This is a genomic window from Bradyrhizobium sp. UFLA05-153, assembly GCF_054185185.1.
Genome location: NZ_JBBIAM010000057.1, coordinates 1 through 15,227 on the forward strand (window position 1 = coordinate 1; position 15,227 = coordinate 15,227).

The following is a 15,227-nucleotide window of genomic DNA, read 5'->3' on the forward strand; positions in this document are numbered from 1 at the left end:
CAGGGGCGGCGCGTGAGCGCCGTCTTAGTGGACAATGAAAGCGACGGCGCAGCAAGTTGAAGGGACCGATGTGGCGGGACTCAACGCGTGCATCAGACGGGGGATTCGGTGGCGGCTCTCTTCGATTGTTTGGAGTTCCACTATTTGCGCTTGCGGTGATGCACAGAGAGCGCTTGCTCCGATTGCTGCCGTTCCGGGATAGCGGACGCACGCCGATGGCCAGGTGCTGAGCCATCCCGCGGTATTCATCGGCTACCTTAGCCGGCCTCGGATTTTGATCACCTACCTAAGCTTCCGTATACGAAACAGCGAGATTCTCGCAGATCGACGCGAACGCCTTTTTCGCTTCCGCGTCCTCGAAGCAAAAGCGTGCCCCTTTGTCACTACGCTCGATCGACCAGTCCGCCTTGTGTCCTCGTGAAACGCGGGATGCCTCTTCGCGCAACTGATCCAATAGTCTTCCGTAGGCACGCACAATCACACAGTTTTCCATCTGAACGCTCATTGGAGAAAGCAACATAGGCGAGGCAATACATAGCCGGAAAGGCGCTGCTATAACAAATGCGAATCCGAAGCTAGCCGCTGTCCAGGGTTTCCTCGGACACGATGCCCAAGCTTGAGCCGCGTGTTTTTCTCGCTGGGCAGCCCTTTTGCGTTGAATTTCTGCAGCTACCGAGGATGTCCAGCCTAAAACTCCTGCCAGAGCCTGTGCTATTTTTTCGTTGGAGGGCAGGTTTTGGTGCGCGCCTGGGCTGGGGCGATTTCTAAAAAATGCGATTGATCCGCAAAAGCGCGATGCTGATCGCGTTGTTCCCCGTGATGGCCTCAAATGTCTATTGGGGGTGGGCGAACGCTTATCTGGCCTGCCTATTTGCGCTTGCGATCGGCGCAGTTGCGGGGTGTCTGATCAAGCGAGCAATGATCCGCCGCGCCCACGCCGAGATGCGTAGGATCTACGGCGCCGATTGGGGATAGGGATAACTGACGCGCCGATTCGTTTTCCGAAGTACCGGACGGCTGATCCGCGCATGATTGGCCTTATCCAGGAATGGCTGAAGGCGAACATTTTGGAAGACCGGATCGTGACCATTAGCCGCTTCGCGGCGAACCGTTGCACTCCGCGCGGGCATGGCAGACGGTAAACCGTCAGGTTCCTCGGCTTCAGGTTCAGCGGTCGCTCGCGCAATGGGCGCTTCACGCTGAAGCGAAAGACATGTAGTTCGCCGAAAGCCCGCGTTTCCGTCAAACTCCCAACGTGGGAGCCGAGGTGCCTAAATTGGTCAGCCTCAAATCCGAGCGGGGGGCCATCAGCTATGATGGTCCCAACCGCGATCTTTTTGGATGCTCGTCGAATCCGGCCGCCGGAATCGCGAAACCGCACCGCGGTCGTGCGCCGTTCTTCTTCCTACTACCAGACGAACTTCGCGCCGTCCGGCAGTTCGCAGACGAATTCGCCCTGGTTGACGACTTCGGTCGCCCCGACAGCCAGCTTGGAGGCCCGCACCGTGAGCTTGCCTTCGCGGCTGAGGCTGTGGCGAATGTATTCCGTCACCGCGTGTCCCGAGGTGTCCACGGTTTGATGCGCATTTGCAAAGCTGATGCCGTGCTGCGTGCTCACTCTGAAGGCGCTGATAACTAGCCCGCCCTGCACAGCTGGTCCGGGCTTACCGCCATCGATGGTGGTACAGCGGCTGAGATCCAGTATGAGCTTCACATCCTTGCCGGCCTGCAGGGCGCCGAGCACCTCGGCGTATTTCGGCGAGGGCTCATCAGCCTTGGCGATCGTGCTCACGCTTGCGACCAAAAGCAAGGACAACAAGATCGACAGGCCTCTCGCACTGAACTGCATATGCTCTTCTCCTCCAAGGACCACTGGCTGCGCAAACAGCAACCTGCCCGATGTCATGTCGCAAACAGCTTGGCGCATTCCCGACCCCAGGCAGTTGTCCTTACGACAACATGTGTTGCCACCACCCACAAGCGGCTGCGAGGCCAACCTAACGTCACAACCTCGTATGTAAGGTTTACGAAGTGGCGTCACGGTTTGTGATATCCGATGCGCCCTCTTATCCGGCAGTCGCCGTTGCAAAGGGCGTGGAAACCATCCGCTTCACGCCGCGGCGGCGGAATGCCGCCGTCTGCTGCCGTCTCGGTCTGAAAAGCGCAGGTCTTCAAAAAGACGAGTACGAGGCAAGATCTCGAACTTTCATAGCTAAGCTCTTTGATCTTATCATGGAGCATTGCAAGGCGGCCAATGATGCCGCGCGTTTGACGAACTCGCTCTCCAAAGCGGCTTAGGCAGCGCTCAAGAATCTTAAGCTTACGGGGCGGCGCGCGAAATTATCGCGACTTTGCTGATGGGACCCTACGTAATGATACGGAGGCCGGCTGTCGCACTTTCTTGACCTACGAATTGCATCTTCTTTTACATGACCCCATACAGACCAATCTACGATCCGCATCTCTGGCGCGGTCGTGCGCAAGCAACGCGGATCAAAGCCGATTCGCTTGGGCCCGGAAAACCCAGAGACAGGCTTCTGAAAATCGCCGAGGAATACGACAAGCTGGCCAGGCACGCCGAAGAGGGTGGGCCCCTCGCAGACGGTGAAGGTTTAGATTCGCGTCGCGATTTCTGATCGTTCTCCGCTTTTCTCGACTAAACCCTCGAGTGGCTAGCTCCTAAGGCCAAGACAAACGTCTTGGCCCGATCTCGGCCAAGTCCTTCGCACGCCGGTGCTTCTTCGCGTGCGGACGCGGGGACCCTCAGCGAACTCACCGCATCACGCGCGTTGCCAATCCGCAACGTGCGTGCTCACTGGTGCAGATTGCTCGCAGTGCACACACTTTTGCCGATAACTGATTTCAGAACAGAGGCGACGATCAAGAGGGGCAATCAGTATTGATCCAAGCCGAAAAATGCGTAGTCGAGTACATGCTCGCATCATTGACAATCAGCGCTCTGCAGAATCGGATCGCTCCCACCCACGAACAGGTGATGCATCATTTGGAACTTGCCTGCCATCGAGCAGGTCTTGTACGGACGCCAGCATCTATGATCCGGATATTGGAGCATATCTCACGCGAGATCAGTAAGGCAGAGTCGGTGTTGGAGTTCATCGGCCGCGGAGAGGGGCAGCCACACTGAGTTGACGAATGAAGCTCCTGATGCTCCTAGTCATCATGCGATCTAAGTGGCGGAAGGGATTGGCCGGTTTGAGTTTTCGGTCTCGCATGCTTGTCCCGTCGTGATCTTTAGAGCGATGCAAAATCATCTTGGCTTTGAGGCTGCCGCCGGTTTTGGGATGCCTTAAGGAAGCTGTCGCGAGCGCGGCGGTCCGGCGCGGTCGCGAACGCGCAGTCGACAGATGCTCTCCATGTTCGGCTCGCAATTCATGGGTAGGCGAGAAGCAGCGCGTCGCTATTCTCGATCAAGCATTCGACCACCTTGTCACCCTTGGCTCGCCACCCAAATGGGCGAGGTGGGTCGTTGCGAGGTGGTGTCCGAGACATTCCAATCATCGATTGTGGAGATCCATCCGACAGGACATGGCTTTTGCAGCGTTCGAATACGCTGAAAATTTCATTCAGTGACAGATCATTTTGCGAGTAACGGAACTTGCGAATGGCGAAATGAGCTCCCAACTCAACAAGAAAGATTGTGGGTTAGAGCGATCCGGTTCGGAGTTGGCGAGGTCAGCTCGTGAGCGCCCGTCTTAGCCAACTAAAAGCTCGCTCCGCAGCTAAATCTTTCTCGACACCTCAATTGCCGCAGAACCAAATTTCATCTCCCATCCAACACGGATTGTGTCTCGATTTCATCACGTTTTCGTTCTATACGTTAAGTTGCGCCGTGGTGGTGGTGGAAGGCGCAATCCGTATATCTATGAACGGGGACCACCACCGTGCTTGCCCTTGGACTTGCCCTCAATCTCGCTGGGCTCGGCCTCCTGTTGTGGCTGACCTTTGCTCTCGCAGTATATGCGCTCCCATTCTTTGTTGCAGTCAGCGCCGGTGTAATGGCGTTGGATCGCGGCGCCGGAATTGCTGGTGCGCTCATTGTCGCCATCATCAGTGCCGCCTTGACGCTCGTCATTAGTCAGCTTGCCCATTCCATGGCGCGGCTGATCTTCTTGCGCGGCATGATCGGCGCGGTTTTTGCCGTTCCGGCAGGAATTGCTGGTTACCATGTGACGCTCGCGTTATCGCAGATCGCCGTACCATGGCCGTTCTGGCGCGAGACCTTCGCTTGCGTCGGGGCAATCTTCATCGCCTGGAGGGCCTGGATGCAGATCACTGTCTTCGAGCGAGGAGTGAAGCCGGGCGGGGTACCCAAATCTGCCTCAACCGGCCCTGGCGTCCGCGACGCTTGACGAAACCTCCTTCCGCTGCATCTGGGGTTGCTTTGCTCTAACGGGGTGTCCAGGCCATCTCGTTGATAGAGCTCTCAGCACTGACGGCCTTGGTTGCGCTCGATCGCGCTGTGCCGACGTCATTCGGCCCTTTATGAGCGATCAATGGTAGCTGTCGTCAGTGGCTGTTACCCAACGGCAAAGTCGCCTTTTCCCGCACGCTCTTTCTTTCTCTACTTCGAAACCGGTCGCCACTTGTGCTGCAAGGCGGCGCCTGCCAGGTCTTTTCCCGCTTAAGTCTGTGTTCAGCGCTCGGACGCACCTCGCCTCGTTGGCTTGATCTGGCCGAAGACCGGCTGCGCCTCGATCGTCTGAGCCGCAACGCCGTCGGTTGAGACTTTCTTCCCCTGGGCTACGCCCATTCCTCGCGAGACAAGAAAGTCTCCCCGCCGGCGTCCTCCGCGTACGCTCCGGCCCGCGGGGTGCGTCGCCGATCGTCTTCGGCCGTCAGATCGCCATCGAGGCCGCGGTGGTCGCGGGGCTCGAAACAACTCAAGGAGAAGTGAACATGGCTAGCATCGGTTCTTTCAAGAAGGTCGGCTCCGATTTCCAGGGCGAGATCGTCACGCTGAGCTTGCAGGCGAGGGGCGTCCGCATCGTCGCCGAGGCCAACCGCTCAAACGACAACGCTCCCAGCCACCGCGTCTATGTGGGCCGCGCGGAGATTGGAGCGGCCTGGTCCAAGCGCTCCGAGGAAGGTCGCGACTACCTCTCGCTCAAGCTCGATGACCCCTCGTTCAACGCGCCGATCTACGCTAACCTGTTCGAGGACGAAGGCGGCGAAGGCTACACGCTCCTCTGGTCGCGGCCGCGCAAGACCGGCGAGTAAGTCTCGCGCCGAGAGCGCCCCGCCCGATCCACTCGGGCGGGGCGACATTTTTTTGGAGCGGACAGGCGGAAAAGTGAGACGGGGAGAATGACCTCGCAAAGTGACGGTAGCAAGAAAATCCGGTCACCGGAAAGGCACCTCGCGACGCTTCCCGACGATGGCGCGAAGATCGTGCCGAAAGCCGAGCGCGACAACCAACTTCGCCATGACAAACATGGGTCCGACCAATAGATGGCGAGGATTGTCGACCATTGCCGGCCGCCGGCGCTCGAACACCAAGTGCCCAATGATCAGCGATGCAACGCCGAGCACAATCAGGGCGGCAGTAAGCGACCACATCCCGATGGTCGTCACATGGTTGAGGATCACGGCCGCAGCTTCAAGCAATGCGATCACAGCGCCAAAGATCGCGGTGCCAAGCTCGAAGTCGAGCACGATCCAAAGGATCAGCACAGGCGAGAGCGCGATAACCGCCACGCTGATGTGGATCCCGAATAGTGTGATGACCCAACGGCTGAGCGGAAGACTGACAGCCAGAAACAAGAACAGGATGCCGAAGACGTGCATCGCGCAATTCCAGGGGGCGCGATGATACTCCACGTAATCCGCGAGCAGCCGATGGAAAGAGGAGTTCATGCCGCACTGGCCTTGCTGTTGTGTCCGCGACCACGGTACGGTTCATCGACTGCCGAACGCATATGCTTGCTGGCCCATTGTCGAAAAAAAGTTTTCGGTGCTTACGCGCAGGAAAGCCTCACGTCAAATCTGCCAAAAATATCATACTTGGTAGATTCGTGTAGCTTGCTCTCTCGATGACTTGAATATGTTCGATGATGAAGACGGCGAAGGCCGCAGGCTCGTTTCGTCGTAGTCGCGCAAGACCGACGAGTAAGCTTGGTGCGCGCCCGCTGGATCCGGGCGGAAGCAGCGCTCTTTGAAGCCGACCAGCAAGGCACCGGCAACCTCGGTTTTCTCGTTCCGATCCGCGTGGCGGGACGGCCAGAGCTCGTCCGATTGGAACTTAACGAAGTCGCCTCGTCTGATCGGACTGCCAGAAACCGACTTCGTCGTGCAGGGCCGTCGGCAAGTCGGCGGCTTGTTGAGAATAGAGGAGGGGGCGTCAAATTCGAAAGTAGCGGAGACACCCAGGTGCCGGCAGGCAGGCAATTCAAGCTCTGGCATTGGCACCGCCGCGGGTGCGCCCAGACGGCGCGGCGAGAACGGCCTTGTACGGCAGAGCGCCGGCAATTCGGGCCATAAGTTGCCGCAGCCACCGGTGGGCGGCGGAATGATGCGTCCGGGAGGTCCAGGTCATCCCGATCTGAAACGGCTCCGAGAAAGGACACGACGTTGCCACGACGGATTTGGCGATGTTCGAAGCGATGCGGCTTGGCACCGTCGAGATCAGATCCGTGTCGGGGAGAATGTGGGTGAGATCTGAGATGCTCGGTACCGTGACCACCCGGTTGAGCGACAGGCCGCGTCCATCGAGCTCTCTGAGGTAGCCTGAGCGCCAGGTGCCTCCATAGGTGACCACGGCATGGCTCGCCTTGACATAGTCGTCGACGCGCAGCCTCCTGCCGGCGAGCGGATGGCCGCGGTGCATGACGCACACATAGTGGTCATCCAGCAGATTGCGATGATAGAGGCTGTCCTCCTGCACGTCGTAGGGGCCAAGGAGAAGATCGGCTTCGCCGCGTTTGAGATACGCGATGCCTTTGGCGCGTGCCGCCTTGATCTCCAGTACCAGGCGGGGCGCGTGGCGTCTGATCTCGGCGATTGTACGCGGCAGAATGATCGAGCGTTCGTAATAATTGCAGGCGATCGTGACCCGCCCGGACGCGCTGGCGGGATCGAAATCCGTCGGCTGCATGAGGCCCTCAAAGCCCTCGAGCAGGCGGCTGGCACATTCGACGATCTCGACGCAGCGAGGCGTTGGCGCGATGCCGCCGCGCTGTCGCACGAACAGCTTGTCGTGGAACGCCGCGCGTAGCCGATCCATGGTGTAGCTGATCGTCGATTGATTGGTGCCGAGCGCTTCGGCGGCCTTCGAAAAGGAGCCCAGTTCGGACACCAAGCGTAAGGTGCGGATCGCGGCAAAATCAATCGCGAATGGATCCCAATCCTTTGCCATCTCCTTAAACATCCTCCTCGCGAAGCCCAAGCCGCCGTATCGAAAGAGTAGATAAGGGATATCAACTCTGTCCGATTGTCCGATAGCTATTGCCAACGCAATCTGCTCGAAAATGGGAGTTAAGGCGGCAAGCCCGCGACCATCGACTAAATCATGGAGATAGCTGCACCGTGAACGCGCCAAAACCCTTTCCGCTCAATGCCTGGTACGCGGCTGCATGGTCCCACGAGATCGCCCGCGAGCTTTCCGCCCGCACCATCTGCGGCAAGAACATCGTGCTCTATCGCCGCACGGACGGCGCCATCGCGGCGCTCGAGGATGCGTGTTGGCACCGGCTGCTGCCGTTGTCGCTCGGACATCTCAAGGGCGATGACGTCATGTGCGGCTATCACGGGCTGGTCTTCAATTTGGCCGGCCGCTGTTCCTACATGCCTGCACAGAAGACGATCAATCCGTCAGCCTGCGTGCGCGCCTATCCGGTCGCTGAGCGACATCGCCTGGTCTGGCTGTGGCCCGGCGATCCAGCGCTGGCGGACCCCGACAAAATTCCGGATTTTCACTGGAACGGTGGCACGCAATGGGTTGGCGAGGGTGGCACGTTCTATCAACTGAAATGCGACTATCGCTTGGTGGTCGACAACCTGATGGATCTCACGCACGAGACCTATGTGCACGCCGGCAGCATAGGCGACGAGGCAATCACGGCTGCGCCCTTCGATGTGACCCACACGGACAACACGGCGACGATGACGCGCTGGATGATCGACATCGAGCCGCCCCCTTTCTGGGGCCGTCAGCTTGCTCGGCCGGGCCGCGTCGATCGCTGGCAGATCGTGACATTCCAGGCGCCGTCGGTCGTCGTCGGCGACGTCGGTGTCGCGCTGACAAATACGGGCGCGCCGCAAGGCGATCGTTCGCACGGCGTCAGCGGCGCGTTCTTGGCGGCGATCACTCCCGAAACTGAGACGACCTGCCACTATTTCTGGAACTTCGTGCGAAATTATCGGAAGGATGATCTGCAACTGACGAAAGAGCTCCAGCTCGCCCACGTCAACGGCGGGGCAGGCGTCTACGATCAGGATCACAGGATCTTGGAGGCGCAGCAGGCCGCCATCGACAAGAACCCGCGCTCGCCTTTTTACGATCTCAACATCGATGCGGGCGCGCTCTGGGCACGGCGGCTGATCGACCAGATGATGGCAGACGAGCAGGCCCGCGTGGTCGCAAACCTTGCGGCCGAGTGAGCGAAGAATTATGGCCACACCGATGGAACCGATTGGTGCACGTCTTCGTGCCACGCGCGATCTCACTCCTGACGTCCGTCTCTTCGAGATCGAGCCGGACTGCCGGTCAGCCAAGGTAACGCCTGGCAGTCACATCGATATCCTCGTGCCGATCGACGGGCGGCCGCAGCTTCGTAGCTATTCATTGGTGGGACCTTGCGGGGACGGCCTCTATCGCATCGCCGTCAAGCGGGTCGCTTCCAGCCGGGGCGGGTCGGTCGGCATGTGGCGTCTCAAGGTGGGCGAACGGCTCACGATTTTCGAGCCGCGAAACAGCTTCGAAGTGAGCTACGGCCGGCCGGACTATCTGCTGCTGGCCGGCGGCATCGGCATCACGCCGATCTACACAATGGCGCTGGCGCTGAAGCAAGCGGACGCGAATTTTCGCCTGCTCTATGCTGCGCGTAGCCACCGCGACCTGGCACTCGCGGACGAGCTCGCCCGCTATATCGGCGAACGACTCGAGCTCTTCGTCAATGAAGAGGGTCAGCGCATCGATATCGCCGGCGAGATCGCCCGGCTGGATCCGCGCGGCGAACTCTATGTCTGTGGGCCATTCGGCATGTTGGAGGCGGCCAAGCGCCTGTGGCGCGAAGCGGGCAGGCCTCCTACACAGCTCCGCTACGAGACGTTTGGCAATGCCGGCAAGTTTGCAGATGCACCGTTCAAGATCAGGATTCCCCGATTGGGTCTGGAAATTGATGTGCCTGCCAACCGCTCCATGCTAGAGGCGCTTGAAGATGCCGGCGTCGACATGATCTTCGGTTGTCGGCGGGGAGAATGCGGCCTTTGCGTATTGCCGATCCTGGAGGCATCGGCCCAGGTCGATCATCGTGACGTGTTCTTCAGCAGTGAAGAGCGGGAAATGAACGGCAAGCTCTGCACCTGCGTGTCGCGCGCGGCGAGCGGTTGCCTGAGCGTCGATACGCCTGATCGAACGCCAACCCAGCGTCATTCCCCCGACACCCCCGTGGGTAGAGCCTCAAGGCCGCATCAGACCACCAAGGAAGCTTCGCTCGACCAACGTACCGCCTGATCTGTTCGAGCGAAGCGGCGCCCTTTCGGAGCCGACAGCAGGCAAGCGCGACCGCAGCTTGTCTCGTGCCGATCGGTGCGGCCAGACGACCAGAGATACCACAGCTCGGGCGAAGCGGCCGTAGACGCATCGCCCGCCGGGCTTGTCGTGTGGACAGAGCTCCCCAGAGTGTCAGTTCAGAACCTGTCCGCAATCGCGGCGAAGAGGTGGACCACGGTTCAACCGCGCTGGTCCCTGCGCTGCAGGAACGTTCGAAATTGCCGCAAACAAGCAGTGGACTTCAAGAAACCACCATCTGTTCGGCTGAGAGCCCTGAGTTCGAGCTGACGGAGAAAAGCAACGAACGTGGTCCCATCTCCGGCCCGCGGCCGCGACGCGTTCGAGCCACTTAGCTTGATCTGTCCTCGTAGCGCTCGGTCTGAAGAAGTCTTTGACAACCATCAGATCTCAGGGAAGGAGGCCAACAAGATCGACCGCAAGTCGTCGCTCGATGGCAGCATAAATCGGCTAGTTAGGCCAGGTCGGCGTCGGCAGGGTAGGCAACGGACAATCTAGCGGGGCCTACCAACAGCACCGATCGTCATCGGCTAAGGCTCGTCAATCCGCGTTTATAGTTCCTGATATTGAGCGCCTTCCATTGAAGTGCAGGGAAGCTCTCGATGGCACGCTTAGTCGCGGCATCCGCAGTGAGGCCGTCGACATCGACCCGGCCATTTTCGTATAGCGCATCTAGAAAGGCCATTTCTCGTTCGTCGTGGTCGAACATTGGCGCAAGCTGCTCCTGGCATTCGCCTAGGATACGCTTGCACCAGGCTTCCGGATTGCCATCACCATGGAACATATCGTTCTTCACGACAGTAAGCAGCTTCCCGCGAAGCTCGTTGATGTCGTATTTGTAATGAGCCAGCGATGCTTCACGCCAATCGAGGTCCCTGGTCGCTGCCCCGATAGCGAGCGTGGCGAGTTTGATCTTCTGCCAATCCAGACCATCGGCGTGCAGCAGCCGCCAAGCGTCATAGAGGTCGCGCGAGGCGCTGCGAGCGGCCATCGCAACGATCTTTCCGGCCGCGATCTCATGAAGATCCACCAGGCGAATGTTTCTTGCGACGTACCCGCCGAGAGCAGACGAATCCCTGTCAACTGTGCCGAAGAACGGAATACGGTACATGTAATTGACGTCGATTTCGATCGTGCCAGGTCGATGGTAGGCGGATGTGTATCTGAAGCGCCATTTCTCGCCTGCGTGCTCGCTGCGAGGATCCCGGATCAGCTGATATCCATAGGTCTGCATCAGCCGGGGCAGGCGCTGCTCAATTAATTTCTTGTGGCTCAGCATTGTTTTGCGATCTTCGGCACCGATGTAGTTGAGATCGATGTCGACTGACAACCGATCTAGACCTAGATAGAATAGGTTGAGCGCGGTCCCTCCCTTCAGCGCAAACAGATTGCCGATCTCCTTGTCCTTGGTCAGACGATCGAGGACGTCAATCAACCGCACGACACGTTCGATGGTGGCGGCCTCGAAGGAAAGATCGGCTGATAGATTCTCCAACCGTTCTACCGATATCATGACGTCATCTCCGGCGATCCGCCTTCAAAGGAGGGGCGCAGGAATTCATTCGGCAAGATGACCTTCCAATTTGGATGCGGCTCACCGGCCTGGATGGTAGCCCCGAGGACGGGCCTCGTCGACGACGGTGCCGAGCGCTTCAGCTCTTCAAGAACGCCATCATCGACGAGCAGATCTTCGCGGCGGCTCTCGAGCCAGCATCCTAGGACGCCCGCGACGGATTGATTTTCGCGCGCGAGCACCAGCTCGACGAGCTTGAGCATCTCGATCGCGCTTACTGTCTGAAGCGCGTTGGATAATTCTTCATTGCCGCCTGCGAGATCGGGGCGTTCGACACAGTCGACCAGCGTTCGCTCCAGAGAGGTCACTCTGATGTCCAGGCCTCGCCGGTCAAGAACGACCGTGCCATCGAGCTCGCGGCCGGACCTGCGTAGCGCAGCCGGCTGCGCGACGAAACGCACCATTCCGACGCGCGTCTTGAGTTCGCCGGGACGCCCCTTGCTGAGGATCTGGGTCTCCACACCTTCGGAATAGGAGAGTCCGTGTAGTTCTAGTGCGGTGTGGAACGCTAGAACGCTGTCTTCCCGAATCCGGGAGGCGACCAATAGGCGGTCCGGCTGGAATGGCTTGCCAATCAGGTGCGGCGGCACGGCGGCGTACACACCGGAAGCTGCGTGAAGTATGCGACCCGTCGAGACGTGGTATTTTAGTAAGGAGTCAGCGGACGAAAGAGGCTGGCCCGGAGAGACGATTTCGCGGAACTCTCGCCGTGTGAAAACCGGACGGGAGGACAAGAACCGCTCGACCTTACGTCTATCGCGTGCCATTTTAGTGATCCATTTGGGGTAATAAATAACCCAGATCTCGCGCTAATTCAAGATGCAATAGTTTATTGTCGCGATTGGGGTATAAAATACCCGAAATACTGCGGCGTGGATTTCTCCCCCTTCCCTGCCTGACTATCGATCCAGACCGGTGCGCGGGGAAGCAGGGGAGCCGTATCGAGACTCCGATATTCGGAATTGCGGCCGGAGATCATCCGCGACATGCCCCTTCAGACAACTGGCCCTTATTGAGTGAGCCATCCAATGACGGATCGCGACCGCACCTTTCGCACCCCCCTCGCCGGTAACCCGCGAGCTTGGCACCACATCACCAAGCCCTGCTCGCGATTGAATGACCACCAGCCGGTCGGTCGCGTCCTCACGCCGAACAAGGTGCGACTCGCCTCAATTGAGTGAACGGACGAGGCGGTTGGATCTGCATCGACCGGCTCTGATCGCCTCGACACGCGAGCAATAGTCCTTTGCTCATCATTCACGGGTGGCTATCCGGTCTCTCAAGAGCGGGAAACGTTCATCGAGAGTGCTCTTTTGAATGCGACAGCCTTTGCAGCGCTGGGTCGTACCGGCCGGCGTCATTCGGCCCTTTATGAGTGTTTGATGGTAGCTATCGGCTGTGGCTGTTGCCCAACGGCGATGTCGCCTTTTCCCGCAGGCTCTTTCTTTCTCTACTTCGAAACCAGTCGCTTCTTGTGCTGCAAAGCGAGCTCTGCCACGTCTTTTCCCGCTTAAGTCTGTGTTCAGCGCTCGGACGCACCTCGCCTCGTTGGCTTGATCTGGCCGAAGACCGGCTGCGCCTCGATCGTCTGAGCCGCAACGCCGTCGGTTGAGACTTTCTTCCCCTGGGCTACGCCCATTCCTCGCGAGACAAGAAAGTCTCCCCGCCGGCGTCCTCCGCGTACGCTCCGGCCCGCGGGGTGCGTCGCCGATCGTCTTCGGCCGTCAGATCGCCATCGAGGCCGCGGTGGTCGCGGGGCTCGAAACAACTCAAGGAGAAGTAAACATGGCTAGCATCGGTTCTTTCAAGAAGGTCGGCTCGGATTTCCAGGGCGAGATCGTCACGCTGAGCCTACAGGCGAGGGGCGTCCGCATCGTCGCCGAGGGCAACCGTTCAAACGAGAACGCTCCCAGCCACCGCGTCTTTGTGGGCCGGGCGGAGATCGGGGCAGCCTGGTCCAAGCGCTCCGAGGAAGGTCGCGACTACCTCTCGCTCAAGCTCGATGACCCCTCGTTCAACGCGCCGATCTACGCGAACCTGTTCGACGACGAAGCCGGCGAGGGCTACACCCTCCTCTGGTCGCGGCCGCGCAAGACCGGCGAGTAAGCCTCGCGCCGAGAGCGCCCCGCCCGATCCAGTCGGGCGGGGCGCTTTTTGACGCCGAGAGAAAAGCCGCCAAACGGGGCCGGATCGATCGGCGTCGATCGCATCATGGATTTCGCTTTGCTGTCTTGGCACGCGGTTTGCCAAACTCCTCGTCAGGCAAGACAAGATCGACGTGACTGACGCCTAGCGTGCTTGCGAGCTCGAACAGCGTCACCACAGTCGGCTTGCGCTGACCGCACTCCAACTTACTGATGTATTGTTGAGTGAAGCCGGAGGCCTCGGCGAATTTCTCCTGCGTGAAGCCTTTCCGCTTCCGCAGCTTTAAGAAATTCCGGCCCACCAGCTTGCGCATGTCCATCTGCGCAAGTTGCGTCTTTACATACTAGGAGGTTTATCTCCTATAATATGTATTCTCGGGTTGGGACCGAGCCAGGGAATAGAGCTAAAGTGCGACCTTCAGCGAGCAAGCCCCGCGCGTCGAGTCGCCACCGACACGTTTGTTCTCATACTTTGCGGGATTCTCATGCAAACGCCGCTTAACCCCGATGTCGCGGACTTGGCGCCCACAGATGCGGCGCTGACGTCCTATGACGAGCAGCATCTGGTGACGTATTGGCGGCTGCTCGATGCCGAGGCCGATGGCGCCGATTGGAGCGAAGTTGCCCGGATCGTGTTGCATATTGATCCTGATCGCGAGCCGGCCCGCGCTCGCAATGCATTCGACAGCCATTTGGCGCGCGCAAGGTGGATGGCTGACCGCGGCTACCGCGATTTGCTTCGCGCTGGCGCACCCAAATAGCAAAAAAATGTCGCTCGGATTACGCTGTGGAGAAGGAATTGCTCCCCTTGATGGCGTGATCGACTATCTGCATCACGTGATGCACAATTAGAGACTTCCATAACAACCCTGGGATTTATAGACACTGCGCCGCAATTTTGTTTTGGCGGGAGATCACAGCAGTGTCTAAATTCGACTGGCGCTCACCGGAATCGTATCAGAGCGTCAAAGACGGCGAGATGCCGGATTTCGCTTGGGAAATCCTCCGCCGCAATCCCAAGTATCAAGCTGACTATCGGGACACGCTTTCGAAACACGGGCAGGTGACTCCTGAATTTCGGAGGAGATGGGGCCTCTGCTTTCGCTCATGACCCGCAGAGGTCCTTTCACGAGCAGACCATCTTCTGGGCGCCCGAGGCTTTGCCGGCGGTGCTGCCGATCGTTCGGAGCGCTTCCGGCTCGGATATCGTTGCCGCTGGCCTTGCGCTTGCCGATCCTGCATCGCGTCGCATCAGACGGGCAGCGGATGGTTGGCATGTTGTATTGCGCATTCACGGAACCAAGCATCATCTATGGCTCAAACAAGCCCCGCGGACGCGGTTCGGTGCCTCTTATGCATTCGAACTGCCGCCAGGCGCCGAGTTTGAGATCCGTGCTCACGCCGCATGTAGGTATTGGCGTGCGATCAACGGTCGCCCGCCAGGACCTCCGTTTCATCACCTATCGGCACAACGACGTAAGCGATTGGCGCTGGCGCTGCGCGCATTCGATGGGTGCATGGACGGCGCCTCATACCGTGCCGTTGCCGAGACATTGTTTGGTTCAAGACGCGTCTCCGAGCGCGCCTGGAAAACCCACGACCTGCGCAGCCGAGTTATCCGCTTGGTTCAGACCGGTCTGGCGCTGATGCGCGGCGGCTATCGCGCATTCCTTCGTCCACCTTCTCGCAAGGACTAAAACCGGGATACTGAAAACCGATCCCCAACCTTAGAACGTAGTTCCTTAGCGCGTTCGTGGAACCG

At 59.2% G+C, this 15,227-nt stretch carries 16 protein-coding genes; 10 read left to right on the top strand and 6 right to left on the bottom strand.

From position 1 onward, the window contains the following. Positions 1-771 precede the first annotated feature (771 nt). Complete coding sequence (locus Q2941_RS28670; protein ID WP_458194453.1) at positions 772-975, top strand: hypothetical protein; 204 nt, start codon at positions 772-774, stop codon at positions 973-975. A 433-nt stretch (positions 976-1,408) separates the two neighbouring features. Here the strand turns inward: Q2941_RS28670 and Q2941_RS28675 are convergent, their stop codons facing one another. Beyond that, positions 1,409-1,792 (bottom strand): VirK family protein, encoded by a 384-nt coding sequence (locus tag Q2941_RS28675; RefSeq protein ID WP_458194454.1) that lies wholly within the window; start codon positions 1,790-1,792, stop codon positions 1,409-1,411. Positions 1,793-3,950: 2,158 nt separating this feature from the next. Here Q2941_RS28675 and Q2941_RS28680 point away from each other — a divergent pair. Further along, positions 3,951-4,370: a hypothetical protein gene (locus Q2941_RS28680; protein ID WP_458194455.1), complete on the top strand. Its 420-nt coding sequence runs from the start codon at positions 3,951-3,953 to the stop codon at positions 4,368-4,370. A gap of 547 nt (positions 4,371-4,917) precedes the next feature. Beyond that, positions 4,918-5,238 carry a DUF736 domain-containing protein gene (locus Q2941_RS28685; protein WP_458194456.1) on the top strand — a complete coding sequence of 107 codons (321 nt, stop codon included), beginning with the start codon at positions 4,918-4,920 and terminating at the stop codon, positions 5,236-5,238. A gap of 123 nt (positions 5,239-5,361) precedes the next feature. Here the strand turns inward: Q2941_RS28685 and Q2941_RS28690 are convergent, their stop codons facing one another. Continuing rightward, positions 5,362-5,874, bottom strand: coding sequence for an Mpo1-like protein (locus Q2941_RS28690; protein WP_458194457.1), 513 nt, complete (start codon positions 5,872-5,874; stop codon positions 5,362-5,364). 532 nt (positions 5,875-6,406) lie between these two features. After that, positions 6,407-7,372, bottom strand: coding sequence for a LysR family transcriptional regulator (locus Q2941_RS28695; protein ID WP_458194458.1), 966 nt, complete (start codon positions 7,370-7,372; stop codon positions 6,407-6,409). 170 nt (positions 7,373-7,542) lie between these two features. Here Q2941_RS28695 and Q2941_RS28700 point away from each other — a divergent pair, with 170 nt between their 5' ends. Together Q2941_RS28700 and Q2941_RS28705 are read left to right on the top strand one after the other, a co-directional pair. Next, positions 7,543-8,616, top strand: coding sequence for an aromatic ring-hydroxylating dioxygenase subunit alpha (locus Q2941_RS28700; RefSeq protein WP_458194459.1), 1,074 nt, complete (start codon positions 7,543-7,545; stop codon positions 8,614-8,616). A 10-nt stretch (positions 8,617-8,626) separates the two neighbouring features. Beyond that, the gene (locus Q2941_RS28705) at positions 8,627-9,691 is read left to right on the top strand and encodes a PDR/VanB family oxidoreductase (protein ID WP_458194460.1); all 1,065 of its coding nucleotides are present in this window, start codon (positions 8,627-8,629) and stop codon (positions 9,689-9,691) included. 580 nt (positions 9,692-10,271) lie between these two features. Here Q2941_RS28705 and Q2941_RS28710 read toward each other — a convergent pair. Beyond that, complete coding sequence (locus tag Q2941_RS28710; protein ID WP_458194461.1) at positions 10,272-11,261, bottom strand: nucleotidyl transferase AbiEii/AbiGii toxin family protein; 990 nt, start codon at positions 11,259-11,261, stop codon at positions 10,272-10,274. Further along, positions 11,258-12,055 carry a type IV toxin-antitoxin system AbiEi family antitoxin domain-containing protein gene (locus tag Q2941_RS28715; protein WP_458194462.1) on the bottom strand — a complete coding sequence of 266 codons (798 nt, stop codon included), beginning with the start codon at positions 12,053-12,055 and terminating at the stop codon, positions 11,258-11,260. Before Q2941_RS28715 ends, Q2941_RS28710 begins: the two co-directional genes overlap by 4 nt. A gap of 641 nt (positions 12,056-12,696) precedes the next feature. Between Q2941_RS28715 and Q2941_RS28720 the strand changes: the two genes are divergently transcribed. Beyond that, positions 12,697-12,933 carry a hypothetical protein gene (locus Q2941_RS28720; RefSeq protein WP_458194463.1) on the top strand — a complete coding sequence of 79 codons (237 nt, stop codon included), beginning with the start codon at positions 12,697-12,699 and terminating at the stop codon, positions 12,931-12,933. 173 nt (positions 12,934-13,106) lie between these two features. Next, positions 13,107-13,427, top strand: coding sequence for a DUF736 domain-containing protein (locus tag Q2941_RS28725; protein WP_458194464.1), 321 nt, complete (start codon positions 13,107-13,109; stop codon positions 13,425-13,427). 103 nt (positions 13,428-13,530) lie between these two features. Here Q2941_RS28725 and Q2941_RS28730 read toward each other — a convergent pair whose 3' ends face one another. Continuing rightward, positions 13,531-13,785, bottom strand: a complete 255-nt coding sequence (locus Q2941_RS28730; RefSeq protein ID WP_458194465.1) for a helix-turn-helix domain-containing protein — start codon at positions 13,783-13,785, stop codon at positions 13,531-13,533. Between the two features lie 165 nt (positions 13,786-13,950). Here Q2941_RS28730 and Q2941_RS28735 point away from each other — a divergent pair, with 165 nt between their 5' ends. From Q2941_RS28735 to Q2941_RS28745, 3 genes are all read left to right on the top strand, one after another. Continuing rightward, positions 13,951-14,226 (top strand): DNA -binding domain-containing protein, encoded by a 276-nt coding sequence (locus tag Q2941_RS28735; protein ID WP_458194466.1) that lies wholly within the window; start codon positions 13,951-13,953, stop codon positions 14,224-14,226. A 218-nt stretch (positions 14,227-14,444) separates the two neighbouring features. Beyond that, complete coding sequence (locus tag Q2941_RS28740) at positions 14,445-14,576, top strand: transcriptional regulator domain-containing protein (RefSeq protein WP_458194496.1); 132 nt, start codon at positions 14,445-14,447, stop codon at positions 14,574-14,576. 58 nt (positions 14,577-14,634) lie between these two features. After that, positions 14,635-15,162 carry a DUF2285 domain-containing protein gene (locus tag Q2941_RS28745; protein WP_458194497.1) on the top strand — a complete coding sequence of 176 codons (528 nt, stop codon included), beginning with the start codon at positions 14,635-14,637 and terminating at the stop codon, positions 15,160-15,162. The last annotated feature ends 65 nt before the right edge of the window (positions 15,163-15,227 follow it).